The following is a 24,304-nucleotide window of genomic DNA, read 5'->3' on the forward strand; positions in this document are numbered from 1 at the left end:
ATTTGTCTTGCCGACCTAAAGCTCACGAGTTTAGATTCCCATCATCCGATTCACAGCCGCTCGGTCAGGATCTGGGCAGGACTGGTTGATCTCAAGCGCGCACCCTGATGTGCGCCTCCCCCGCCGGGGGACCTGGAGGCACCATGACCCTGCGATCCCTCGGGCGCGCGCTCGCCGCCCTGACGGCCTTTCTCGTCCTCACGCTCGTCCTGGCGCGGCCGGCGCGCGCCAAGGGCTCTTCCGTCGATGAGCGGCTCGCCAAGGTCCTCGCCCGACACGGCTTCACCGGAGAGATCGAGTCGACGCTGGAGTCGAGGCTCGGGCGGAAGCTCGACAAGAAGCTCGCGAAGCTCGGGCGTGACCTGTTCTTCGACAGCCTCCTCGGCCTGAACGACGACAACTCGTGCTCAGGCTGCCACGCGCCGACCACGGGCTTCGCCGACACCCAGTCGATCGCCATCGGCATCGAGAACAACGGCGTCGTCGGGCCGCACCGCACAGGGCCGCGCAACCAGCGCCGCACGCCCACCATCATCAACACGGCCTTCTATCCCGCGCTGATGTGGAACTCGCGGTTCTTCGCCGTGTCCGGCGACCCCTTCGACAACAGCCAGGGGTTCTCGTTCACCGCGCCGGAGGGGATGTCGCTCTCTTCCCTGCCGCACCTGCTCAACGCCCAGGCGTTCATCCCGCCGACCGAGGTCACCGAGATGACCGGGTACGAGGCGCCGCCGTCGCACGATGTCGTGCGCGGGGAGGTCACGGAGCGCGTGAACGACGTGAAGGCGTACCGGAAGCGGTTCGCCAAGAGCTTCCGGGCGGTGAAGCGAGGGGACGACATCACCTACGAGATGATCGCGGCCGCCATCGCTGAGTTCGAGATGTCGCTCACGTTCGCCGACGCGCCCATCGACAGGTTCGCCCGCGGCCGCCGGCACGCGATGACGCTGAAGCAGAAGCGCGGCGCGCTGCTGTTCTTCGGCGAGGCGGGGTGCGTCAGGTGCCACGCGGTGTCCGGGGAGTCGAACGAGATGTTCAGCGACTTCCAGCAGCACGCGATCGGCGTGCCGCAGATCGCGCCGAAAGACGATCCGGCGCACTCGAACGTGGTCTTCGACGGCCCGAACGCCGATGAGGACTTCGGCCTGGAGCAGGTCACGGGGGATCCGGCCGATCGGTACAAGTTCAGGACCTCGCCGCTGCGCAACGTCGCCCTCCAGCCCACGTTCTTCCACAACGGCTCGTTCACGTCGCTGGAAGGCGCCATCCGCCACCACCTCGACGTCTATACGTCGGCCACGGAGTACACGAACAAGCACCTCGACCGCGACCTGCGGGGTGAGATGGGCCCGCTCGCCCCGGTCCTCGCCGCCGTCGACCCGCTGCTGCAGCAGCCGATCGACCTCACGGAGGAGGAGATCAGCTGGCTCTGCGCCTTCGTGGGAGAGGCGCTGCTCGACCCGCGCGCGACGCCGAAGCGGCTCGAGGCGCTCATCCCGGAGGAGCTCCCGAGCGGGCGCGAGGTGCACCGCTTCGAGTAGCCGCGGGCCGGGCAGGCGGCGCTCACCCGGTCGAGCGCCCGCCGGCACCTCGGCTCAGCTGCGGTTCAGGCAGCTGCTGAGCGACTCCTTCTGGATGCTGCACTCCTCGTCGTACTTCGCTGGATCGCAGTTGTCCTCGGCGTGGTTGCGACACTCCAGGTACGACTCCCACGCGTCGTGACAACCAGCGTCCTCGGCGGCCTCCGTATCGGCGCTGCACATCGAGAGGCAGCTCTGCTCCGTCGTGGCGTCCCCCGGGCACTCCACGGCTCGCTCACAGAGCTCGGGGCAACCCTCCTCGCCGTGCTCGTCGCTGCAGCCCAGGGCGACGAGGGCGAGCACCATCATTGTCATTGCCTTCATCGGCCCACCGTATCACGAGAGCGACGCCGCGCGCTGGCGCGGCCCAGGTGGGCGCCAGCGGGCAGCAGCGGCTCTCTCCGGCGACCGCTCCCGGGAGGGCGCAGCTCAAGGCAGCAGCCGGGAGAGGAGGCTCCACTTCGCCGAACGACCGGACTTCATGGCCAGGACCGTGGTCACGCCGATCACCCCCGCCGTGAGGGCAATGTTGAGCGGCCCCATGACGCCGAGGAGCCGCTGCAGCGCCGCGGCCTTCGCGGGCGCGCGCGGCGCCGGCGCTTCGCCCTCTTTGAGGAGGGGCACCCCGCGCTCGGGCGCCTCTTCGCGCATCTGCCGCCCGCCCACCATGCTGGCGACGCTCGTGGCGAGCGTCGCGCCCAAGAGGATGTCCTTCAAGCGCACCAGATCGCGGGTCTCACGATCGATCGAGCGCCCCGAGATCACCGTCCGCCCGATAAACCAGGTGGCCGCGGCGGTGCCGAGCGAGATCGCATTGACGAGGTTGTACCGCTGCCAGGCGTCAGAGAGCACCTTGCCGCGCTCGGCCTCGGAATGGATGTCCTTGACCGCCTGGCGCAACGCCAGCCGACCGAAGAGGGGGCCGCCGAACCCCGCGGCCAGACCGAGCTCATGCAGCACCCATGCAGACGTCGAGAGTGTAGCCATGTCGTTCCACCTCGTCGCGACGCACCAAGCAAGATCGTGCCCAGGGCTTGACTGCGCGCCATGATCCAGGCTGTCGCGGGCGCGCCGTCTCGGCAGCGCGCCGGCGCCCGCGAGGTCGGGCCCGGCGCCCGCCAGAGAACGGCGTTTGCCCGGCGCGAGCTCACGTCGACAGGTACGCCGCGCCGCCGCGGAGCACGGCATTCCCGCGAGCGCCGCTGAACTCTCGTTCGGCGGATGAACCACGCCCATTGACGAGCGCGGCGGCGGCGGGGCGGAGCACGTCGGCCACGGCCTGCTGCCGCAGCCGGTGGAGCTCGCCCGCGGCGAGGAACCCGTGGGAGGGCGGGAGATCGCGGTCTGCGATGCCCGGCGCTCCGGTGCCCACCTGGTCGAGCGCGCGCGCGAAGGCCGCGGCGACGCGCTCTCGAAGGCGCGCGCCGCCCGTCGTGACGGCCCAGCGGACGAACGCCCAGGCGAGCTCTGCGTGGCGCGCCTCGTCGCGCGCGATCGCCTGGAGCGCCATGCGCACGGCCGGCGGCTGCGCCGCCTGCGCCGCGACCTCCGCCTCGATGGCCGAGAGGGTCTCTCCGACGCAGCCCTCCACGACGGTCGCCAGGGTGAGGGCCTCGAGCGAGCCGAGGTCGTCGAGCGCGCCGTGCAGGGGCAGCGGGCCGACGCCCACCGGCTTCCCCGCGTACGCCGACGCGATCGCGAGCGCGACGCGGGCGTGCCGCACCTCGTCGAGCGCCGCGCGGTGCGCCGCTTCGAGCAGCTGGGGAGGGGCGCCCTGCGCCATCAGCGCGAGCGCGAAGCGGCCGAAGGAGGCGACCGAGGCGTGCTCGTTCTGGCCACGCTCGGCCCAGCGCCGGGCGAGCTCGCGGCGCTCCGCGGGCGCGAGCTCGCTCAGGTCGGTGTCGGCGAGCGCGTGCTCGAAGCGCCGCATGTCGGTCTGCGACCACGCGCTCGGGGCGTGCGCGAGCGGCGCGACGCGGGGCTCGCCCCGGACCAGGAGAGGGCGCCCTTCACAGGAGATGGAACCGACGAGGTAGCAGCAGCTCGCCGGATCCGGCGCGGTTCGGTTCGCGTAGGGGCCCTGGATCCACCCGGCCGCGCCCTCCCCCTCGGCGCTGCACGTACACGTCCCCGAGCCGGGCGGCAGGTCATCGAGGTGCGGTGCAGCCTCGGAGGCCGCAGGGCAGGCGCCGCCGACCGGCGCCGTGCAGTGCACCTCGTAGCAACACTGGCCGTAATAACCACCGTCGTGAAACGGTCCGACGCAGGTGGGATCCGGATAGGGATCGAGCGGCGCCGAGGCGTCAGGAGGATCGACTTCGCCACCTCCGCCGGCCCCAGATGTCGCGCCTCCCGTCGAGCTCGAGCTGGACCCCGATGTCGCGCCTCCCGTCGAGCTCGAGCTGGAGCTGACCCCTGACGTCGCGCCTTCAGGCGAGCTCGAGCTGGCGCCGGACTCGACGTGCGTGCCGCAGCCCGACACCAGCGCAAGGCTCGCGCCCCACTGGGACGCGACCAGGATTCGAAGCAGGAAGTTTCGCATGGACGGCGACAAGCAAGGCATGTACCGGGCGAACACACGTGGTTTCGGCCGCCGAGCGAGCCCGCCGTGCCAGCGTGTGCCATCGCCCTGTCGTCCTCCATGCAGCCTCGGCCCATGCCGCCGGTGGACCTTCCATCCGGCCACGGCCCTGGATACCGGATCTTGATGTCACCAAACCACCCGGACCGCCGGGCAGATCTGGAGGGGTGCGATGGTGCGTCCCTACCGATGAGGCCTCATGCGGATCGTTCTCGATAGCTCCGTCGCCATCGCCTCGATGAAGCCCGCAGAGCCCGGGCACGCGGACGCGCTCGCCTTTCTCGAGCGCGCCCGCGCCGCCGTGGCCGCTGGCGCGGCGCGCGTGCTCGGGCCGCCCGAGCTATGGCTGGAGGTGTACGTCGCCGAGCAACGACTCGCGGTGTCGCGACGGACCGCGCCAGCGGCCGCGAGCCCGCTGGCAGGCCTCGCGATCGAGCTGGTCGCGCCCGTGGACGCGGGCGCCATCACGGAGTTCCTCGACCAGCTGACGAGGCGCATGCGCGGCCGCAGGCCCTTCGCCAACGCGACCGACCTCGTGTATCTGTGGGCCGCCCACCGCGCGGATGCGACCGTGGTGACGCTCGACGAAGGGCTCCTCAAGTACCACGGTGTCGTCTGTGATGTGACAAGGCCGCAGCACGTTCGGCTCGACTTCGGATAACGCGTTGCAGCGAGCGGCATTGCACTTCGCGATACCCGCCGTCCCGGAAACGTCGCGAAACAGCCATGCCGGACAACAAGATGGTCACGGCACAAGTTTACACTCCGCGCATACTCACTTGTCCCACCCGGCGAGGGCAGCTATCCCTGAGCGTCGCAGCGGAGCGCGCGGAGCTCGCGAGCCTGGGCTGCGCGGCGAGGCGCATGCGAAGTACATCGCTTTCTTCACCGATCCTCTCGGTGAGCTTGGCCCTTTTGACCACCCTGGCTGCGTCGCAGGCCCACGCCCGCCGCGCCGGGACGGCGGTGGAGGGGTGCAACGGGTGCCATACCGGCGGCGCGGTGCCGGATATCACCATCGACTATAACCCCAAGAACCCGGCGGCCGGCGAGACGGTGACTCTGCAGGTGCAGATCCGGTCTGCCAACGTCAGCGCCGGGGGCATCTATCTCCGCACCGAATCAGGTCGGCTCTCCCCCATCAACGGTCAAGGCACCAAGCTGCTCGACGAGCACCAGCTCGTCCACGACGCGCCGAAGCGGGCGAGCGGCGGGGTCGTCCGCTTCGACGCGCAGTGGATCGCGCCGGGCGCGCCGGGCGGGGCCGTCATCCAGGTGTGGGCTGTCGGGGCCAACGGCGACAACGGCCCGCGCGGAGACGGCGCTTCGTCCGCCGACACCGCGTTTGCTTACGGATGCACCGGGACGACGTATTACCTCGATCGCGACGCCGACGGATACGGCGACTCCAGCGTCCCCAGGGTCGATTGCACCCGGCCGGCCGATCACGCCGAACGCGGCGACGATTGCGACGACTACAGCGTCAACGTCCATCCCGATCAGGAAGAAGCCTGCAACGAGATCGACGACGACTGCGATGGAGAGGTCGACGAGGAGCTCGCGATCACCACGCAGTATGAAGACGCCGACGGCGACGGGTACGGCTCGTTCTTCGGCGCGACGGTCACGGCGAAGTGCCCCCCCGAGGGGTACGCGCCGAGCTCCAACGACTGCAACGACAGGTCCCCTGACGTCCACCCGGACGCGACCGAGACATGCAATCTCGCCGACGACGACTGCGATGGCCGCGTCGACGAGGGCGTGCGCGAGGTGTGCGGCGTCGGGATGTGCGCGCGGGAAGCGACCGCGTGCACCCCCGGGTCGTGCACGCCCGGCGAACCGAGCGCCGAGGTGTGCAACGCGCTCGACGACGACTGCGACGGCGAGGTCGACGAGGACCCAGGCCTCTGCGCGCCCGGCGAGGGCTGCCCGAGCGGCACGTGCAGCAGCGGGACCGGCGGCGGCACGGCCGGGAGCGCCGGCAGCACCGGCAGCGCGGGAAGCTCCGGAAGCGCCGGAAGCGCCGGCAGCGCCGTTGGCTCTGCGGGCTCCGCAGGCGGCGGCGCGCCGGACGAGGGAGGAGCGGACAGCGGCGGTTGCGCCATCGACGCCGGCGACCCCCGCGGCGGGTCTCCGTGGCGGCTGATCACGATCGCCTCGCCGCTCGCCCTCCTCGCGTTGCGGCGCCTGCGGAAGAGTGGCACCCTACGGTAAGCCTTTCTTCCGAGCCTGAGGTCAAGACGCATGCTCTACCGCCGCTTCGGTCGCACCGAGATCAAGATGCCTGTCCTTTCGTGCGGAGGGATGCGGTACCAGCAATCCTGGAACGACAAGGACCCCATCTCGCCCGCGAGCCAGCGCAACCTCGAGGCGTGCATCGAGCGGGCGCTCGAGCTTGGGATCTATCATATCGAGACCGCGCGAGGGTACGGCACGAGCGAGGAGCAGCTCGGGAAGATCCTGCCGTCGCTGCCGCGCGAGCGGATCATCGTCCAGACGAAGGTCAGCCCCGAGGCGGATCCAGCGAAGTTCCTTGCGACGTTCGAGCGGTCGATGAAGCTCCTCCGCCTCGATCACGTCGACCTGTTCGCCCTCCACGGCGTGAACGACGAGACGCGCCTCTCCTGGTCGCTGCGCAAAGGCGGCTGCCTGGACGCTGCGCTCGAGCTGAAGCGGCAAGGCCGGGTGCGCGCGGTGGGGTTCTCGACGCACGCGGCGCCGCGCGTGATCACCGCCATGGTGCAGGACGGCCGCTGCGATTACGTCAACCTGCACTGGTACTACGTGAATCAGCTCGCCTGGCCGTGCATCCAGGCTGCGGCCGAGCAGGACATGGGGGTCTTCATCATCAGCCCCACCGACAAGGGGGGTAAGCTGTATGAGCCGAGCGACAAGCTCGTGCGGCTCTGCGACCCGCTCTCGCCGATCGTGTTCAACGACCTTTTCTGCCTCGCTCGTCCCGAGGTCCACACGATCAGCGTCGGGGCGGCGCGCCCGTCCGACTTCGACGAGCACATGAAGGCCTTGCCGCTGCTCGACCGCGAGGGCGCCGCGCCGGCTGCGCTGGCGCCGATCCTGCGCAGGATCGACGAAGAGCTCGAGCGGGTGCTCGGCCGCGCGTGGCTCGACACATGGCACGTCGGCCTCCCCGACTGGGAGGCCGTCCCCGGGCACGTCAACATCCGCGAGATCCTGCGGCTGTACAACTTCGCCCGCGCGCTCGACATGACGGCCTACGGCAAGATGCGGTACAACCTCCTTGGCAACGGCGACCACTGGTTCCCGGGAAACCGCGCCGATCGCGTGCGGGAGCTCGACCTCGCGCAGGCCCTCGCGGGCGCGCCGCAGCGGCACCGCATCCCCGAGGTGCTGGCGGAGGCGCATGCGCTGCTCGCAGGGCAAGAGGTCAGGCGCCTCGGCAAACACTGAGTCGGGGCCTCGCGCCAGCCCGGCAAATGGCGCCTCGGCGGGTGAGCTGGACGCACGCCGCTGTCGGTCACGGAGGCGCGCTGACTTCCAGGCGAGCTCCCCGCGAGCTCCAGAGGGCCACCAGCATGCCGAGATGCGCGGCCGCGTAGAGGACGAGCATCGCCCGCAATGTCAGCGAGGCATGGAGGAGCAGCGGAAGCGCCACGCCTGCCCAGCCGATCACGAGGAGCCCCGAGATCGTCAGCGGCCCGCGCGTCCACGGCTCGCCTCGCCGCAGCCCGCGGGCGGCGAGCACATCGAGCGCGCCTGCGGTCCACTGGGCGAGGCTGATGAAGGCGAGATGAGCAGCCCGATCCGCGTGCGGAACAACGCCCTTCTTCGCAACGCCGGCAAAGACGCAGGCCGCGTGCGCGGTGCCGCCCAGGAGCAGCACGATGCCCGTCACGAGAGCGAAAGACGCCAGCGCGGGACGCGGAGACATGCCGCCCAGGATACCTGAGGAGCGAGCACCGGCGTTGCAAAAGCAAGAACGGCCGACAGCGCACGCTTCTTGCCGCCTCCTGCGGTCGTTCGACATCCTCCCCTGGTAGGTCAGGCCGGGGTCACTCGTCTTCGAAGGCGTGCCGCCGGAGCTCCGCGTCGATCCGCACGACCGACCGGGCGTGCGCGCGGCGCGCGTCGGCGAACAGGGCCGGGTGGGCGCAGGCCGCGAGGATCTCGAGCGACTCCACGATGCGGGGACCAGGGCGGTTGAAGAAGGCGTTGCCGTCGGCGACGTACACGCGGCCTTGCGCCACCGCCCGATACGTCGCCCAGGGCAGCACGCGGGGGAGGAGGTCGAGCTCATCGAGCGTGCGCTCGAGGGTGAAGCCGCACGGCTTGATCATCACCACGTCGGGATCGAGCGCGGCGAGCGCGGCCGGCGAGAGCGTGGGCGCGTGCTCGCCGGGTCGCGTCACGAGGGGTTCCCCGCCCGCGAGGGCGATGAGCTCCGGCATCCACGTGCCGCCGATCATGACAGGATCGATCCACTCGACCGCGAGCACGCGCGGCCTGCCCTGCGCCGCGGCCGCGCGCGCGGCGATGGCGGCGACGCGCGCGCGCAGCCTCTCGACGAGCGCCTCGCCGCCTGCCGCGCGGCCGATCCCCTCGGCGACGCGGCGAATGTCGGCCCAGATGTCGTCGAGCCGCGTCGGGTGCAGGTTGATGATGCGAACGTCCTGCCGCGCAAGGCGGGCGACGGCCGCTCGGACGTCATCGAAAGAGACCGCGCAGACGTCGCAGAGGTCCTGCGTCACGATCACGTCCGGCCGCGCCTCCCGGAGGGCGTCCATGTCGATGTCGTAGACCGCGAGCGCGTCCCGGAGGACGTCGCGGACGGCGGCGTCGATCTCCCGGCTGGAGCGCGCCGGCCGGAGGCGCGGGCGCGTGAGCACCGGGAGGCCGGTCAGCCCCTCGGGGAAGTCGCACTCGTGAGAGACACCGACGAGCTCGCTCTGCGCGCCCAGCGCGCAGACGATCTCGGTGGCGGACGGCAGCAGGGAGGCGATGCGCATGCGTGGTATTCTATCTCCTGGCGATCCCCGCGAGGCGCGGTGCGCACAATGCTCGTGAAGTCAGGAGGTCCCCATGAGACTGCAAGGCAAGATCGCGCTGGTCACAGGGAGCAGCCGGGGCATCGGCCGCAGCATCGCTGTCCGGTTCGCCCGGGAAGGCGCCGACGTGGCGCTCACGTACCACAAGAGCAAGGAGGGCGCCGAGGAAGCCCTCGCAGAGGTCGAGGCCGCAGGAAGGCGAGGTCATCTGTTCGCTGTCGATGTCGCCTCCGTCCAGAGCGTGCAAGGGCTCATCCAGGAGGCCGTCGCGCGCTTCGGCCGGCTGGACGTGCTGGTCAACAATGCCGGGCTGGAGAAGCGGGCGCCGTTCTGGGAGGTGACCGAGGAGGACTACGATGCGGTCATGAACACCAACCTCAAGGCGGTGTTCTTCGGGAGCCAGGCGATGGTCCGTCACCTGCGCGAGGCGGGGCGCCCGGGCAAGATCATCAACATCAGCTCGGTTCACGAGGATCTTCCGTTTCCCCACTTCGCGTCGTACTGCGCCAGCAAGGGCGGCGTCCGCATGCTCACGCGAACGCTCGCTGTGGAGCTGCGCGGCACCGGGATCACCGTGAATGCCATCGCGCCGGGGGCGATCGAGACGGCGATCAACGCCGCTCTGCTCAAGGATCGCGACAAGCTGAGCGCGCTGCTCGACCAGATCCCGCTGGGCCGCCTGGGAAAGCCAGAGGACGTGGCCGGGCTCGCCGTGTTCCTCGCCTCGGCGGACGCCGATTACGTGACCGGCTCGACATACTTCGTCGATGGCGGGCTGACGTGGAACTACGAGGAGCAGTAGGCGGGGCACGGCCCCTCGCCGAGAAGCGACGTCGTTCGACAGCCTGAGCCGACAAAAGTTTCCGACAGGATGCAATGCAGCGCGGCCGAGACCGGTGCCGGCGACCTGCCGCTGCGATGCCTCGGCGCGGAACATCTTTTGCTCAGACGTAACTCGCGTAACCCGCCACGACACATCGCATTTTTGCGTCACGCAGCCAGCTCCTTGTGGCACCATGCGCGCATGACGGAGATCAAGACTTATACAGGTGGCTGTCACTGCGGGAAGGTTCGCTACGAGGTCAAGGTGGACCTGAGCGCTCCTGTGGTCATGTGCAACTGCTCGCGCTGTTCGAAGCTGGGCGCGATGCTGGCCTTCGCGCCGGTGGACCAGCTCACGCTCAAGGAGGGTGGCGATCTTCTCACCGACTACCAGTTCAACAAGAAGGTCATTCACCATGTGTTCTGCTCGGTCTGCGGTATCGAGTCGTTCGCGCGGGGCGTCGGCCCCAACGGACAGGAGATGTGCGCCATCAACGTCCGCTGTCTGGATGACGTCGATATCGACACGCTCAAGACCATGAAATTCGACGGGAAGAGCCTGTAGTCGCGCCCCGGCTGGCCGGGTCCGCGGTGACCGCGGCCGCGGCCAGCGCACCGGGCCGCAGGCCCGGACGGCGGGGCCGCAGCCGACCATCGCCGGCCCTGTGCGCGCGCTCGCGCACCTCCCGCCCGCGCCCCTTGCCAACCCGCAGGCGCAAGCCCCGGCCACACGGGTAGACTGGGCGCCCGATGTCGATCGAACAAGCAAGCGCGCTCCTGGCCTCGGCCCGCTCAGCCCTCTTCATCACCGGCGCGGGGGTCTCCGCGGCCTCTGGTATCCCCACCTACCGCGGGATCGGAGGGCTCTACAGCGAGAAGGCGACCGACGAAGGGCTCGCCATCGAGGAGGCGCTCTCGGGCGAGATGTTCCAGCGGCGCCCCGAGGTCACGTGGAAGTACGTCCACCAGATCGAGCGCGCGTGCCGCGGCGCGCGGCTCAACGCCGCGCACGCGGCGATCGCCCGGATCGAGCGCCGCCTCGCGCGCTGCTGGGTGCTCACCCAGAACGTCGATGGGTTTCACCGTGGCGCAGGCTCCATGAACGTCATCGACATCCACGGAGATCTCCACCGCATCCTCTGCACGCGCTGCCCTTACGAGGCGCACGTCGACGATTACGCGGAGCTCGCCCCGTGCCCGCGCTGCCCGGCGTGCGCCGCCGTGCTCAGGCCCGATGTCGTCCTCTTCGGGGAGATGCTCCCCCTGGAGAAGGTCGAGATCCTCCGGCGAGAGCTCGCGCGGGGCTTCGATGTGATCGTCTCGATCGGGACGTCGAGCCTGTTCCCCTACATCACGAGGCCGGTCCTGGAGGCCGCGCATTCCGGAGTTCCGACCATCGAGATCAACCCGGCGCTCACCGCGATCTCCACCGCCGTTTCGGTGCGGCTTCCGATGCGCGCTGTCGAGGCGCTGGAGGGGATCCTCTCCCGCATCGAGCCCGGCAGCTGACCTCGCCGCACGCGGCGCATGGCCCGCGCAGGACGTCGGCGAGCTGGGGCCGCCCGCACGTACAATCGAGCCAGGGGGCCCCGCGGGCACCGACGGATTCGAGAGCAAGACCCGGAGTGCGGCGATCTTCGCGCGCGTTAAGCTCGCCTCGTGACCCGCAAGAAGCGCCGGAAGGAGGCAGACGACATGTCGGGAAAGGCCCATGCGCTCGCCGTCGGGGTGAAGAGCGACCCTCGCTGGGCAGCCGTGATCGCCCGCGACGCGAGCGCCGATGGCAAGTTCTTCTACTCGGTCAAGACGACAGGCGTGTACTGCCGTCCGTCCTGCGGCGCCCGGCCCGCGAGGCCCGAGAACGTCGGCTTTCATCCGACCGCGGCCGCCGCCGAGCGGGCAGGCTTCCGGCCGTGTCTGCGCTGCAAACCCGACCAGCCTCCGCTGGCCGAGCGCCAGGCGGCCCAGGTCGCCCAGCTGTGCCGGCTCATCGAGAGCAGCGAGCAGGTGCCGAGCCTCGAGGAGCTGGCGCGCCATGCGGGGCTGAGCGTCTTCCACACGCATCGTGTCTTCAAGGCCGTGACGGGGGTGACGCCGAAAGCGTATGCAGCGGCGCACCGCGCCAGGCGGATGAGGGCCGAGCTCGGCAAGAACGGCACCGTGACCCAGGCGATCTACGCGGCCGGGTACGGCTCGGGCGGGCGCTTCTACGAGCAATCGAACCAGGTGCTGGGCATGACGCCCACGAGGTATCGCGCGGGAGGTGCACAGATGGAGATCCGGTTTGCGATCGGGGAGTGTTCGCTCGGCTCCATCCTGGTCGCCGCCACGGCGCGAGGCGTGTGCGCCATCCTGCTCGGCGACGACCCGGCGGAGCTGGCGCACGATCTCGAGCGCCGGTTTCCTCGGGCCCACCTGCTCGGCGCCGATGCCGGGTTCGAGCAGCTCGTCGCCAAGGTGGTGAGCCTCGTGGAGCGCCCCCGCGCCTCGGTCGAGCTGCCGCTCGACATCCGCGGCACCGCGTTCCAGCAGCGCGTCTGGCAGGCGTTGCGGGACATCCCTGGCGGTACGACCGCGAGTTATGCGCAGATCGCCTGCGCCATCGGCGCTCCGAGGGCGGTCAGGGCCGTGGCCCAGGCGTGCGCGGCCAACGCGCTGGCCGTGGCGATCCCGTGCCATCGTGTGGTGCGGAACGACGGCGGCCTGTCGGGCTATCGCTGGGGTGTCGAGCGCAAGCGCGCGCTGCTCGACCGGGAGGCGGGCGCTTGAGCGCGCGCCGCGACGACGTCCCGACCGCGAGCGGCGTGGACGAGCGGGTGGCGGCGGCGGACTGGGCGCGCGTGTCGCAGGACCTCGACGCGCAGGGCTGCGCGGTGATCGAGGGCTTCCTCGCCCGGACCGAGTGCGACGATCTGGCCGCGTTGTACGCGCGCGATGAGCTCTTTCGCAGCCGGGTGGTGATGGAGCGGCACGGGTTCGGGCGCGGGGAATACAAATACTTCGCGCGCCCGCTGCCCGCGCTGATCGCCTCGTTGCGGACCAGCATCTACCCGCGCCTCGTGCCGGTCGCCAACCGCTGGAGCGCCGCGATGGGCCTCGAGGTCCAGTATCCGGAGGAGCACGCGCGCTTCGTGGAGCGCTGCCATGCCGCGGGCCAGGTCCAGCCGACACCGCTCCTGCTGCAGTATGGCGAGGGTGACTACAACTGCTTGCACCAGGACCTCTACGGGGAGCACGTCTTTCCGCTCCAGGTCGCGGTGCTTCTCTCCGAGCCCGAGCGCGACTTCGCGGGCGGCGAGCTCGTGATGACGGAGCAGCGCCCGCGCATGCAGTCTCGACCGATGGTGGTGCCGCTGCGCCAGGGTGATGCGGCGGTGTTCGCGGTCCGTCATCGACCCGTGCAGGGCGCGCGGGGGGTGTACCGGGTCAACGTCCGGCACGGCGTCAGCCGCGTGCGCTCGGGGCATCGCCGCACGGTGGGCATCATCTTCCACGACGCGGCGTGATGGCGCGCGAGGGGAGCGCAGGCGAGTCCGTCAGCGCAGGCGAGTCCGTCGTGCGGCAACCTCGTTGCTATTGCCTGCCGATCGCCTCGTCCGGCTTGTTACTCGGCCGGCTCCTCTTCCCCCAGCCGGTCGAGCTCGCCCCAGAGCTCGTCCAGGTCGACCACCAGCCCGTCGCACCCCGGCACCGCCTCGACGCGCCCGCCCGCGGCTCCCTGAGCCCACACATAGCGCCCATCCGGCCCGAGCTCATAGATCTCCAGCATCCTCGTCGCCGGATCGAGCAGCCAGTACCAGCGCACGCCGAACGCCGCATACTCGCGCAGCTTCTCGATACGGTCGCGGTGGACATCGCGCGGCCGCGGCGAGACCACTTCGATCATCACGTCCGGCGGGCGCCGCATGGGCCCGCGCCGCGGCGGGGGCCTCTGCCCGGGCAGCACCATGGAGACGTCCGGCTTGCGCCCGCTGCCCTTGCGGAGGAGGTACTTGAGCTCCGAGCCGGCCACGAAGCCCCCGCGGGCCGCCGCCCACGCGCCGAGCACCCGGATGAGCCACATGACGGCGGTCTCGTGGATCCAGTCCGGCACCTCTTCCTCCACGAGCACGCCACCGACGAGCTCGCCCGGTTCGTCCTCGGCGAGCTCCAGCCAAGCCTCATCGCTGAGACGGTCCGAGCTGTCCAGAGCAACGGCGGCGCCAGCCATCACGGCTTGTGAGGATAGCACGCTTGCACCCCCCGGCGGCAGCAGCGCTCCCCTGCCCGGCGCGCCCTCCCCTACCCCGATTCCGCCGCCGCCCCCGGCGGCACGGCCGGCTCGGCCTTCTTCGGCTGCTTCTTCCGGCGGCTCTCCAGCCACGCCCTGCGCTTCTCCACCCACTTGGCGAGGTCCTTCGCCAGCCAGCCGCCCTTCTGCCGCCCCACGATCTCCCGCAGCAGCAGCGCGGCCTGGCCGTGGCCGATGCGCATCGCGAACAGATCGTCCATCACGATCTTCGCCCACCGCGTCCGGCGCACCGAGTCCATGTGATCGACGAACTGCTCTATCCGGAGCAGCACCTTCGTCCCGACCCCCGTCTTGCCCGTCACCACGAGCGCCGCCGTCTTCTCCTTGTCGAGCGCCTCGAGCCTGCGGATCGCCCCGTCGATCAGGTTCGCGTGCTCCGCCCACCCCGCGCCGCCCTGCTCCTTCGCCGCGCGCGTCGCGGCGAGCGCCTCGCGCAGATCGATCAGGCCGAAATCCGAGTACGACAGGAAGAACGTCAGCACCTCGCGCCGCGCCGACGCGTTGCTCTGCATCCGCTCGATCGCGGTCCTCACGCGATCCATCGAGAGCCACCGGTAGACGAAGTCGAGCCCGGTCCCCTTGATGTTCTGCGACCCCATCAGCCGCGCGTCGAACCCCGGCGGGATCTCGCGCGTGATGAAGTCGATCACCTTGTCCCCCTTCGCGTCGGCGTTCCACAGGACCGCGATGCGCTCGAGGCACAGCTCGCGGAACGCCACCCGGAACGCCTGGTTGGCCTCGGCGTCCGCGCCCCGCGACAGCGCCGCCTCCACCTCCGCGCGCGCCTTGTCGCGGCGGGCGAGGCGGCGCGACAGCCGCGCCGCGTGGTGGATGATGTCCGGGCGGATGTCGTCCTCGCCCGCCGGCGGCGCGTGCGCCTCCAGCGCCTGCTTCACCGCCGCCTCGATCGCCTCGGGCTCCCCCTTCTTCCCCAGAACCCCGGGGCCGCCCACGATCGCCGCCGCCGCCGCCTCGTCGATCGCCGGCAGCGCGCGCAGCATCCGGGTGAGATCCTCCTCGAAGGCGCCCGCCCGCGCCGGGATGCCCAGCTTCTTCATCTGCTCGTCGAAGCGCTCGAGCGCGCGCTCCTTGCCCCCGTCGCCCGTGATCACCATGTCCCGGAGCCGCGCGTCGAGCCCCTCGGTGATGAACTGCATCATCCCGCCGAGGTTCGAGTTGATCAGCACCACGTGATCGACCCCGATGTCCTCCACGATGATCTGCGCGAACACGCGCGACCGCGCGACCCGGTCCGCGCGGTTGTTCACCACCATCACCGTCGCCTTGCCGGGCGTCGCGTCCATGTCGTGCTTGTCGAACGCGAGCCGCGTCCAGTTCGACATGAACCCGGCGCGCTCGTTCGCGCTCATCCCGTTCGAGAACGTCAGCTTCCGCCCCCGGTACTGCACCGTCGGGTACGTCTTCAGGACGCCGAGATCGAGGATCACGTGATCCGCGATCTCGACCAGCGCGAACTCGCGATCGACGCCGAAATGGTCCGCGAGCGCCAGCACCAGCGCCACGTTGCGCGGGTGCTCCTGGTACGGGAGCCGATCCAGGAGATCGACCGGCAGGAGATCCGCGTCGATCGGCGGGATCGCGACGAGGTTCGTCCCCTTCCGCTGCGCCTGGTCCTTGAGCAGCGGGAGCATCTGCTCCTCCGTCGTGAACGATAGCCCGTCCGTGGGCATGAAGCGCGCGATCACCCGGGCGACGTCCTCGCCCCCCGGGCCCTGGATGTCCTCGTGATCCGGGTACGCGTTCGTCAGCGTCGTGATCTCGTCGCGCATCCACTCCGAGCAGAGCGTGTCCACGAAGAGCGGCTGGAGCGCCATGCACTCCCACAGGAACACCTGGGCGCGGAGGTTCCGCCCGGCCGTGAGGATGTTCCGCTGCTCCCAGATCGTCGCCTTGTCGTACGGGCGGTAGATGAAGATCTCCTGCGCCGGCAGGTCGCGCATGGCGTGGATGAACATCGCCTCGCAGCCGGTCGTCTTCACGACGACGTCGTAGCGGAGCGCGTGGAACAGCGCGGCCTTGAGCCGCTCCGAGCCGCTCTTGCCGCGCGTCCCCCAGCCGCCGATCGTGAGCGGGATGCCCCGGCGCGCGCGCTCGATCTGCGCCGCGATCCACGCGGCCCGCAGCACCATGTACGCGAGGACGAGGAACACGATCCACGCGAGCTGCGTCGGGACGTTGCCCGCCGGCGAGACGAGGTACGAGAAGAAGCCGTCGATCCAGACGGGCACCGACGGGCCGGCGAGCCAGTCGCGGCCGCTCTGGAGCAAAGGCGGCAGCGCGACCGCGAGGTACTTGCCCGGCAGGTGCGGCTCGATCGCGTACGGGCGGCCCTCGACCTCGCCCCCGGTGTCGCCGAGCGCGACCGTGAAGCCGAGCTCGCCCATCATCAGCGTGAACTTCTTCTGCTCGGCCGGCTCCTGCGCCACGAGCGCGCGCATGCGGGCCTGGGCGTAGCGGTCGTAGCGCAGCGTGAGCAGGGCGCGGGCGCGCAGCCGGTGCGCGAGCTTGGCCGGGCCGCGCACCGTGACCGTGCCGCGCGCCGTGATGAGGCGGATCTCGCGCTGGGTCAGGCTGGCGGCGGCGAGCAGGTCGTCGATGCGGGGGACGAACGGCCCCCAGCCGCCGACGGGCGGGTAGACGTGGCGCTCGCCGGGCACGCGCGTCGGCGTGACCTCCGCCATGCCGACCGGCGGCGCGACGAGCTCGCCCGCGAACAGGCGGCCGCTCGTGTGGATCCACCCCTTGCGCTTGTCCGGCATCGGCGTGCGCATCTCGTGGACGAGCCGCCAGAGGCGGAAGCCGCGCGGCTCGCCCCGCGTGAGCAGGTACCGTCCCCGGCCGCGGCGCCGCAGCGTGTACGTCATGTCGCCGCGCGACGCGACCGCGAGCGCGCGCTCGACGTCCCTGGGCTCGGCGTCGGCAGGGAGCTCGACCGGCGCGCTCTCGCCCTCCAGGAGCTCCGACGCCGCGGCGAGGAGCGTCTGGCGGATGTGCTCGGCAAGCGGGCGGCTCTCGACCTCGAGCAGCCGCAGCGCGGAGGCCGCCTCGTCGGACAGGTCCGGCGAGATCGCAGGGCGGCTCGCGAACTCGGCGAGCAGCTCGACGAAGGTCCCCGGAGGCAGCGGGGCGTAGGGCCCGGCGCAGAGCGTGCGCACCGCCTCGAGGGCCGCGCGGGACGCGAGCGGCGGGCCTGGCTTCGCAAGGGCGAACCGGACGGCGCGCTCGGCGAACGGGGCGGCGTCCGCGTGGTCGGTCGCGTGCCGCGAGAGCTCCCGCAGCGCGTACCCGCGGACGCGAGGCGACCCGTCGCCCTCGGCGATCTCGACGAGCGCCGTGAGGGCCTCCGCGTCGCTGAGCTCGACGAGCTGGCGCACGAGCTCCTGGCGGACGTGCTCGCTCGGATCGTCGCGGGCGAGCAGCGCGATGGCGAGCGGGTCCACGCTCGCGGGCGCCACGCGGGCAGGCGGCGCGCCGGTGGCGGGATCGGCGCTGAGCCGGGGCGCCGAGTCGGGCGCGGGCGCGTCGGGCGGCTCGGCGCCCTCGGAGCCCTCGCGGGCACCTCCGGAGGCAGCGGCGGTCTCCGGCGCGATGCTCGACCGGCTGGCGCGGCTGGCCTGCGCGCCGTTCCAGCGGCGCGGGTCCCGCGCTCCGCCGGCGAGGCGCGCCGCGCGGTCGAGCGGGATCACCGGGGCGGACGGGCGCGCCGCCGCGCCGAGGAGGCGCAGGGCGTTGCGGCGGAGGATGGGGCCGTCCTTGTCGGCGGCGTCGCGCGCGCGCAGGCGCTCGGCCAGCAGGGAGAACGCCTCGTCGGGGAACAGGAGGACGCCGATCTCGAGGGCGGCGATCTGCACCCAGCGGGACGCGTTGACCCCGCGCGACCACGCCAGCACGGAGCGGGCCGCGTCGAGCCCGAGGTGGCCGAGCCGCTCGCGCGCCGGGAGGCGGTGCAGGAGGGCGACGGCGGCGAGCAGCGCGGCCCGGCGGACGGGCGCGGGGCGGCTCGGCTCGGCGTGCGCCATGGCGAGCCGGAGGACGCCGCCGTCGCGGGCGACGTGCACCGCGTCGGACGGGTCGTCGAGGTGCTGCGCGAGGTGGGTGAGGGCGTGGTAGGCGATCTCGATCTCGTCGAGGCGGTCGGCGATGGCGGTGGCGAAGCGCTCCTGGGCCGCCTCGAGGTCGAGGTTGCGGCCGAGCGCCGAGAGGTCGCCGGCCTGCTCGACGCGCGCGGCGGCCCAGCCGAGCAGGGAGGCGGCGCCGCTCCTCTCGCGCTGCTCGCGCTCTCGCGCCCAGACGCGGAGCTGCCGGCCGAGGAGCTCGCGCCGCTCAGCAGGGGTGGCGGCCGACTGGTAGGCGAGCACGAGCGCGGACTCGGCGCTGCGCAGCCGATCGACCTCGGCGGCCGCGCCATCGGCGCACCGGGCAAGCGCTGCGAGCAGCGCGGGCCTCGGGTACTCCTCGTCGCCCAGGTCGGCCGTGACACGCGCAACGACCGTGGCGATAGCGCGCGGGCGCAGCCGCACCTCGATCTGGGGAAGGCTGTCCTCGATGACCTCCAGGATCGACCGCGGCGCGGCGGTCCAGGAGTCAGGCAACTCGCGCGAGCTCACGGCGCCTCCGCGAGCGCACGAGGGCGAAGGAGGCCTTGCGTCGGGGAGCGAGGGGCACCGTGCGGCGAGACCATCGGCGGGCGAGCAGCGTACACCGTCGCGCGGAGCTGTCGCGAGCCGCCGCTCTAGAGCGCCTGTTCAGGGCGAGCTCTCGGCGAACGTGTCGCAGTCCTCGACGCGGCCGCCTTGCATGCCGCGCTTGAACCAGGTGACCCGCTGCGCCGACGAGCCGTGCGTCCACGTCTCCGGGTTGACCCTGCCGGTCGCGGCCTTCTGCAGCCGGTCGTCGCCGATCGCGGACGCGGCCCGGAGGGCCTCCTCGACGTCGCCCGCCTCGAGCAGGTCGCGCTTCGCCGTGGAGTGGGCCCACACGCCGGCGAAGCAGTCCGCCTGGAGCTCCATCTTCACGGAGAGCGCGTTTTTCTCGCCCGGGCGCGCCGCCTGCAGCTGGCGCAAGCGGCGCTCGGTCCCGAGCACGTTCTGCACGTGGTGGCCGATCTCGTGGGCGAGCACGTACGCCTGGGCGAAGTCGCCTGGCGCGCCGAACCGCGCCTTGAGCTCGCGGTAGAAGCCGAGGTCGATGTACGCTGTCCGGTCCGCCGGGCAGTAGAACGGGCCCATCGCCGACTCGCCGATGCCGCAGCCCGACCTCACCGAGTCGGTGAACACCGTCAGCAGGGGCGCCGGATAGCGCTGCCCCGTCCGGCTGAACACCTGCGTCCACACGGCCTCGGTGTCATCGAGGACGAAGGAGACGAAGTCGACGAGCCGCTCCTCCTCGGGCGAGCTCGTGCGCCCGCTCTGCGCGCCGGGGGTCGCGACCCCCTGACCGAGCCCCGACAGGAGATCCTTCCCGAAGACCAGCGAGAGCACGAGCAGGATCACCGTCCCGCCGACACCGAGCTTCGCTCCACCGGATGCACCGGATGTGCCGCGGAGGTCTCGGAGGTTCTCACTACGTTTCCCAGGTGTCCAGCGCATGGCCAGCGCATGTATAGCGTGGACTGCGCATCGGGTGGTACCTTAGCTTTCGGTCAGGACGTTGGGGTATTGCTCGCCTGGTGGCGCCGGCCCAGGTCGCACGGCGCGCGAGCGAGCGAATCGCCGCCTGCGCCTTGCCACGAAGAACACGAGGCCTCTCTCGGTGTCTCTCGAGCAGACACCTCTCTGCGCCTTCAGGGGTCCCGGCGGTATCTCTCCTCGACTCGCCCGGTGCTCTGGCCAGCACTCCTCTACCGTTGCCGTTTTCACCGCCCGCCAGCGCCACGGAGGCTGCGTCGCCCTCGGCAGCGGCACGCGCCGCCGACCGATGCTCGCTTGTCGTCCCCGGAAGCCGATGAGACCATGCGCGCCATGAAGAGCAGAGCACACCTCGCCCGCACGATCGCGCTCGCGGCGCTGGCCTTCGCCGCCGGCTGCAACGAGCCCTCCGGCGCGGCCGGCGGGGCCGCGGAGAAGCCCTCGCAGGCCGGCGCATCCGGGGCCGCCCAGACCGCCGCGCTCAAGCCCGGCGACGCCGCGCCCGACGTGACCTTCACGCTGCACGACGGCAGGGACGTGAAGCTCTCGAGCCTGCAAGGCAAGCAGGTGCTCGTCTATTTCTACCCCAAGGACGATACGCCGGGTTGCACCGTCCAGGCCAAGGGCCTGCGCGACGGCTGGGCCGACCTCCAGGGCGCCGGGCTCGAGATCTACGGCGTCTCGACCCAGGACGCGCAGAGCCACGAGGCCTTCATCCAGAAATACGAGCTCCCGTTCCCGCTCGTCGTCGACGCCGGAGGCGCGGTCGCCAGGGCGTTCCGCGTGCCGCTGCGCAACGACTTCGCCGCGCGCCAGTCCTTCCTCATCGGCAAGGACGGCAAGATCAAGCAGGTCTGGCTCGAGGTGGATCCGAAGGAGCACGCCTCGGCGATCCTCGCCGCCGCGAAGAGCTGAGCGCCTCCGGAGGTCGCTACGCGCTCGCCGCCGGCCGAGCCTTCCCGCGGTTCAGCGGCGGGCGAGACCGGCGCGCTGCGTCGCGCAGTCGAACACGATCTGCGCCAGATAGGGCGCGGAGGGGTCCTCGGGCGGGGGCACCGAGATGCTCTTCGTGCACCTCTCCCGATAGGGATGCCCGGCGAGGGAGCCCGCGTCTTTCATCACCTCGGGTGTGTAGGCGGGCCACCTTATCGTGGCCGCGCAGGAGGTCGTGCGGCAGTCCACGCCCACGACCTCGAGCGTCCGGCCCGGCGCGATCGCGCCGAGGTCCGCCTGGAAGCTCTCCTCCGCCCTCCCGGCCCATCCCGGGTCGCGGCGCTGCTGCGCGTGCGCTTCGATGACGCCCGTCCACCAGGCGGCTTCCTCGCGGCGCATCGCCTCGGGGTCGGGTGGCTCCGCGCCCTCGCGCCCCTCGCTCGGGGCGGCCTCGGAGCCCTCCTCCTGCGGCTCGGCGGCGCTCTCGAGATCGGCGACGCGGCGCTCCAGCCGCCCCACCCGTTCGGCGTCGCCCTGGCCCGCGGCGCGCTCGCGCGCCGGGTCCTGGATCACGCGCGCTCCGCGCGAGGATGCCTCCCGTGGGGGTTGCTCTTCGGCGGGCGCGGTCCTGAGCAGGCTCACGAGCGAGGCTAGCAGCGCCGCCGTGGAGATCCCCATCACGGCGAGGCTTGTCCGCGAGGAGCGCAGGCGGGTTCGTTCGTCGTTCATCTTCGTTCCTCTCCCTTCGTGCCGGAGGTCGCGAGCTGGAATCGATGCAGGGGGAATGGCGCAGCCGGGGCCGCGCCCGCCGGCCCGCGAGGCCAGCGGGCGCGGCCCGCGGATGCGGGCGCGCTGCTCAGTAGTCGGTGACCTTGATACCGTTGAGGGAGCTCATGGCGCCGAGGGTCACGTTGACGTAGGGGAACCAGCTCGCGTAGCTCGGGTTCAGCAGGACGCTGGAGGTGACGGCGGGCTGCAGAATGGCGGTGGCGTCGTTCGAATCATCGTCGCCACCGCACACAAAGCTCGTGCCCGTCGGGGTCCTGACGCATGCGCTCGCGCTCGAGAGGCTCCCCAAGGGGTTGAGGACGTACACCTTCAGGGTCACGATGTCGGAGTGCTCCAGCGTGCTGTCCGACGGCAGCGTGCAGGTGATCTTGGTGGAGCCGGAGAGGTTGGCGTTGACCACGGACGGGCCCTCGTATCCGCAGTAGCCAACGCCGAGCCGCCGGAACGCCGCCGCCGAGGCGTCGCCGGAGTCGAGCATCACGAGCGAACCCGCGCAGAGACATGCAATCGCGCCCAGGGTCTTGATCATCGTCTTCATGGTGATCCCTTGTGGTTTTCGTTTCGTCAGCGCGGCCGTCCAGCGGGCCGCGCGCTCGTATCCAGCAAGGCGCGGGCCTGCGCGCGCCGGCGCGGAGTGGGGGCACTGCTGACGAGCAGGACCTGCGCCCGCCCCCTGAAAGGAACGCGATCTCCTCCACGGGAATCCCATGGAGGGGAGGTGCAGCGCTGCGCGGCGTAACGGCGGGGCGTCCAACCCGTTACGGGGGGACCTGTGCGGCGGGGTTTCCGCGGCGCAACGCGGTGTATCACCGGCGTAACATCCGCTTTCATCGCTGACGCTGGGCGCGACGCGGTGGCCTCGCTGTACCGGCGCTCTGCGCTGCCTCAAATGGCGATGAGCCTCTCGGGACGTCCGGGATCGAGGTGGCCCTCCAGGCTCCACGGCCTGCATGCTCTCAGCCGGTCACCGGCGGGAGGAGGATTGCGCCAACGGGCGAACGTCAGGGGACGAGGCCCGATGCACCGGGCGGCTCTTGTCCAACCCCTGAGGCGCCTCGCTGCCAGGCTTGAAGAAGTCGGCAAGGACGGCAAGATCAAGCAGGTCTGGCTCGAGGTGGCTCCAAAAGAGCACGCCTCGGCGATCCTCGCCGCCGCGAAGCGCTGAGCGCCTCCGGAGGTCGCTAGGCGCTCGCCGCCGGCCGAGCCGCCCCCGCGGCGGCCTCAGGCTTCCAGAGCCCCAGCGCGCGCGCGCACGGCAGCACCACCTGAGCGAGCGCTGCGCCCTGCAGCGCCCGCACCTCGGCCCCGCCGAGGTGGCCATGCGCCGCGAGCGCCGCGGCGCGGCCGCCGCCCGGCTCGACCCCCGGCGGGGGCGGACGCCGCAGCGACGCCGCAGCGGCCTCGAACACCTCGGCCACCGCGCGGCGGACCGGCTCGCCGCCCGCCCCGATCGCCCACGCCACCGTCAGCCAGGCGAGCTCGGCGTGCCGGGACTCGTCCTCCGCGATCACCTCGAGCGCCGCCCGCACCGCGGGATCCTCGGCGCGGGCGCGCTGCTCCGCCGCGATCACCGCGGCCACGGTCTCACCCACGCAGCCCTCCTCTGCCGCGGCGCGCGCCAGCGCCGCGAGATCCGCGGCGATCGGTACCGCCGGCGGCATCGGGAAGGCCGCCGGGCCCACGGGCGCGCCCCGGTAGGCGGCCGCGAGCGAGAACCCGAGCCGCGCATGACCGACCTCGTCGAGCGCGGCGATGTGCGCCGCCTCGACGAGCGATGACGGTGCGCCGAGCGCCATGAGCTCCAGCGCGAAGCGCGCGAACGACGCCACCGACGCGTGCTCCTCGAGCGCGCTCCGCAGCCAGCCGTCCGCGAGCGTCTCCCGCTCCTCGTCCGTCAGATCCGCCAGCGAAGGCTGCTGCCCGCCGGCGCCGCTCGCCGTCGCACGCGCGAGCCACCCAGCCTCGGCTGGCCGCGCAGCCGCCGTGAGGTGGTGCCCCTCCAGGGAAAAAGGCCGTCCCACCGCGCCGCAGTCGATGGTGTTCTCCTCGACGATCACCTCGTAACAGCACGCACCGTCACGGCGGGTCGCGTCGCTTTCCACCGACACGATCGTGTCTTTCTCCAGCTCCGTGTCCTTGCCGTCGCAGGGTCGATAGATGGTGCTGAACTCATCCAGCGCTGCGTCGCGGTCCAGGCAAGCCCCGAGCTCGTCGAACCAATCGAAGCAACGAAACTCCTGGGCGCTTTCGGCCTCGGCCGCGGCCTCCCCGCAGCCCGGCGCTGCGACAAGGAGCGCTGCGGCCGCCGAGGGACCAGCGCTCTGCAGGAGACGCGCGATGAGCGTTCGTCGAAAGGATCGGTCGAGCAGCATGACGTGCACCTCCAGCCCATGCCTGCTGCCTCATGCGCACGGCGAGGAGCTCGGAACAGGGCGGCTTGTGACCTGCTCTATCGCAAGCCATGTACCACCGCCGGCCGGGGCTCGATCGCGTCGAAACCAGCGGTTTTTCAGGGGAGCGCGGCCCTCCCCTCGATCGTCGCGCCGCAGCGCTGACACACTCCGGCACTCCCCGGCCCGGGCGCTGCCGTGACCGCGCCTGGACCAGCGCGACGACGGCGGTCCTCGCCGCCGCGA

At 71.4% G+C, this 24,304-nt stretch carries 22 protein-coding genes; 11 read left to right on the top strand and 11 right to left on the bottom strand.

The window, feature by feature from the left end:
- Nucleotides 1–143: 143 nt before the first annotated feature.
- Nucleotides 144–1,541, top strand: a complete 1,398-nt coding sequence (locus WME79_RS40600; protein WP_437526132.1) for a cytochrome-c peroxidase — start codon at nucleotides 144–146, stop codon at nucleotides 1,539–1,541.
- A gap of 54 nt (nucleotides 1,542–1,595) precedes the next feature.
- Here WME79_RS40600 and WME79_RS40605 read toward each other — a convergent pair whose 3' ends face one another.
- The 3 genes from WME79_RS40605 to WME79_RS40615 all read right to left on the bottom strand — a co-directional run bounded on the left by WME79_RS40605 (nucleotide 1,596) and on the right by WME79_RS40615 (nucleotide 4,122).
- Nucleotides 1,596–1,904, bottom strand: a complete 309-nt coding sequence (locus WME79_RS40605; protein ID WP_437526135.1) for a hypothetical protein — start codon at nucleotides 1,902–1,904, stop codon at nucleotides 1,596–1,598.
- A 105-nt stretch (nucleotides 1,905–2,009) separates the two neighbouring features.
- Nucleotides 2,010–2,567 carry a hypothetical protein gene (locus WME79_RS40610; RefSeq protein ID WP_437526138.1) on the bottom strand — a complete coding sequence of 186 codons (558 nt, stop codon included), beginning with the start codon at nucleotides 2,565–2,567 and terminating at the stop codon, nucleotides 2,010–2,012.
- Nucleotides 2,568–2,727: 160 nt separating this feature from the next.
- A complete protein-coding gene (locus tag WME79_RS40615) occupies nucleotides 2,728–4,122 on the bottom strand; it encodes a hypothetical protein (RefSeq protein WP_437526140.1) in 1,395 nt (464 codons plus the stop codon).
- 238 nt (nucleotides 4,123–4,360) lie between these two features.
- Here WME79_RS40615 and WME79_RS40620 point away from each other — a divergent pair, with 238 nt between their 5' ends.
- The 3 genes from WME79_RS40620 to WME79_RS40630 all read left to right on the top strand — a co-directional run bounded on the left by WME79_RS40620 (nucleotide 4,361) and on the right by WME79_RS40630 (nucleotide 7,590).
- A complete protein-coding gene (locus WME79_RS40620; protein WP_437526143.1) occupies nucleotides 4,361–4,822 on the top strand; it encodes a PIN domain-containing protein in 462 nt (153 codons plus the stop codon).
- A 239-nt stretch (nucleotides 4,823–5,061) separates the two neighbouring features.
- Nucleotides 5,062–6,375 carry a putative metal-binding motif-containing protein gene (locus tag WME79_RS40625; RefSeq protein WP_437526145.1) on the top strand — a complete coding sequence of 438 codons (1,314 nt, stop codon included), beginning with the start codon at nucleotides 5,062–5,064 and terminating at the stop codon, nucleotides 6,373–6,375.
- Nucleotides 6,376–6,405: 30 nt separating this feature from the next.
- The gene (locus WME79_RS40630) at nucleotides 6,406–7,590 is read left to right on the top strand and encodes an aldo/keto reductase (protein WP_437526148.1); all 1,185 of its coding nucleotides are present in this window, start codon (nucleotides 6,406–6,408) and stop codon (nucleotides 7,588–7,590) included.
- Between the two features lie 67 nt (nucleotides 7,591–7,657).
- On the opposite strand, the gene WME79_RS40635 is transcribed toward WME79_RS40630, so the two are convergent.
- A complete protein-coding gene (locus tag WME79_RS40635; protein WP_437526151.1) occupies nucleotides 7,658–8,071 on the bottom strand; it encodes a hypothetical protein in 414 nt (137 codons plus the stop codon).
- A 121-nt stretch (nucleotides 8,072–8,192) separates the two neighbouring features.
- Nucleotides 8,193–9,146 carry an ABC transporter substrate-binding protein gene (locus WME79_RS40640; protein ID WP_437526154.1) on the bottom strand — a complete coding sequence of 318 codons (954 nt, stop codon included), beginning with the start codon at nucleotides 9,144–9,146 and terminating at the stop codon, nucleotides 8,193–8,195.
- Nucleotides 9,147–9,219: 73 nt separating this feature from the next.
- On the opposite strand from WME79_RS40640, the gene WME79_RS40645 reads away from it, so the two are divergent.
- The 5 genes from WME79_RS40645 (at nucleotide 9,220) to WME79_RS40665 (ending at nucleotide 13,513) form a co-directional block, all read left to right on the top strand.
- The gene (locus tag WME79_RS40645) at nucleotides 9,220–9,987 is read left to right on the top strand and encodes an SDR family NAD(P)-dependent oxidoreductase (protein ID WP_437526157.1); all 768 of its coding nucleotides are present in this window, start codon (nucleotides 9,220–9,222) and stop codon (nucleotides 9,985–9,987) included.
- Between the two features lie 222 nt (nucleotides 9,988–10,209).
- Nucleotides 10,210–10,572 (top strand): GFA family protein, encoded by a 363-nt coding sequence (locus WME79_RS40650; RefSeq protein WP_437526160.1) that lies wholly within the window; start codon nucleotides 10,210–10,212, stop codon nucleotides 10,570–10,572.
- 185 nt (nucleotides 10,573–10,757) lie between these two features.
- The gene (locus WME79_RS40655; RefSeq protein WP_437526163.1) at nucleotides 10,758–11,516 is read left to right on the top strand and encodes an NAD-dependent deacylase; all 759 of its coding nucleotides are present in this window, start codon (nucleotides 10,758–10,760) and stop codon (nucleotides 11,514–11,516) included.
- A gap of 186 nt (nucleotides 11,517–11,702) precedes the next feature.
- A complete protein-coding gene (gene ada, locus WME79_RS40660; protein ID WP_437540041.1) occupies nucleotides 11,703–12,776 on the top strand; it encodes a bifunctional DNA-binding transcriptional regulator/O6-methylguanine-DNA methyltransferase Ada in 1,074 nt (357 codons plus the stop codon).
- Nucleotides 12,773–13,513 (top strand): 2OG-Fe(II) oxygenase, encoded by a 741-nt coding sequence (locus WME79_RS40665; protein ID WP_437526166.1) that lies wholly within the window; start codon nucleotides 12,773–12,775, stop codon nucleotides 13,511–13,513. The genes ada and WME79_RS40665 overlap by 4 nt, the downstream gene beginning before the upstream one ends.
- Before the next feature lie 98 nt (nucleotides 13,514–13,611).
- On the opposite strand, the gene WME79_RS40670 is transcribed toward WME79_RS40665, so the two are convergent.
- The 3 genes from WME79_RS40670 to ypfJ form a co-directional block, all read right to left on the bottom strand.
- Complete coding sequence (locus WME79_RS40670) at nucleotides 13,612–14,217, bottom strand: Uma2 family endonuclease (RefSeq protein ID WP_437526167.1); 606 nt, start codon at nucleotides 14,215–14,217, stop codon at nucleotides 13,612–13,614.
- A 71-nt stretch (nucleotides 14,218–14,288) separates the two neighbouring features.
- Nucleotides 14,289–18,926 (bottom strand): capsule biosynthesis protein CapB, encoded by a 4,638-nt coding sequence (locus WME79_RS40675; RefSeq protein WP_437526170.1) that lies wholly within the window; start codon nucleotides 18,924–18,926, stop codon nucleotides 14,289–14,291.
- Between the two features lie 138 nt (nucleotides 18,927–19,064).
- Complete coding sequence (gene ypfJ / locus WME79_RS40680; RefSeq protein WP_437526173.1) at nucleotides 19,065–19,907, bottom strand: KPN_02809 family neutral zinc metallopeptidase; 843 nt, start codon at nucleotides 19,905–19,907, stop codon at nucleotides 19,065–19,067.
- A 372-nt stretch (nucleotides 19,908–20,279) separates the two neighbouring features.
- Here ypfJ and WME79_RS40685 point away from each other — a divergent pair, with 372 nt between their 5' ends.
- Entirely contained in the window at nucleotides 20,280–20,861 is a 582-nt protein-coding gene (locus WME79_RS40685; RefSeq protein WP_437526176.1) for a peroxiredoxin, read from the top strand.
- A 51-nt stretch (nucleotides 20,862–20,912) separates the two neighbouring features.
- Here WME79_RS40685 and WME79_RS40690 read toward each other — a convergent pair whose 3' ends face one another.
- Together WME79_RS40690 and WME79_RS40695 are read right to left on the bottom strand one after the other, a co-directional pair.
- The gene (locus WME79_RS40690) at nucleotides 20,913–21,608 is read right to left on the bottom strand and encodes a hypothetical protein (RefSeq protein ID WP_437526178.1); all 696 of its coding nucleotides are present in this window, start codon (nucleotides 21,606–21,608) and stop codon (nucleotides 20,913–20,915) included.
- Nucleotides 21,609–21,735: 127 nt separating this feature from the next.
- A complete protein-coding gene (locus WME79_RS40695) occupies nucleotides 21,736–22,206 on the bottom strand; it encodes a hypothetical protein (protein WP_437526180.1) in 471 nt (156 codons plus the stop codon).
- Nucleotides 22,207–22,686: 480 nt separating this feature from the next.
- On the opposite strand from WME79_RS40695, the gene WME79_RS40700 reads away from it, so the two are divergent.
- Nucleotides 22,687–22,833, top strand: a complete 147-nt coding sequence (locus WME79_RS40700) for a hypothetical protein (RefSeq protein WP_437526183.1) — start codon at nucleotides 22,687–22,689, stop codon at nucleotides 22,831–22,833.
- 16 nt (nucleotides 22,834–22,849) lie between these two features.
- On the opposite strand, the gene WME79_RS40705 is transcribed toward WME79_RS40700, so the two are convergent.
- Nucleotides 22,850–24,040: a hypothetical protein gene (locus tag WME79_RS40705; RefSeq protein WP_437526186.1), complete on the bottom strand. Its 1,191-nt coding sequence runs from the start codon at nucleotides 24,038–24,040 to the stop codon at nucleotides 22,850–22,852.
- Between the last annotated feature and the right edge of the window lie 264 nt (nucleotides 24,041–24,304).

Source organism: Sorangium sp. So ce726 (assembly GCF_051521405.1).
Taxonomy (GTDB): domain Bacteria; phylum Myxococcota_A; class Polyangia; order Polyangiales; family Polyangiaceae; genus Sorangium.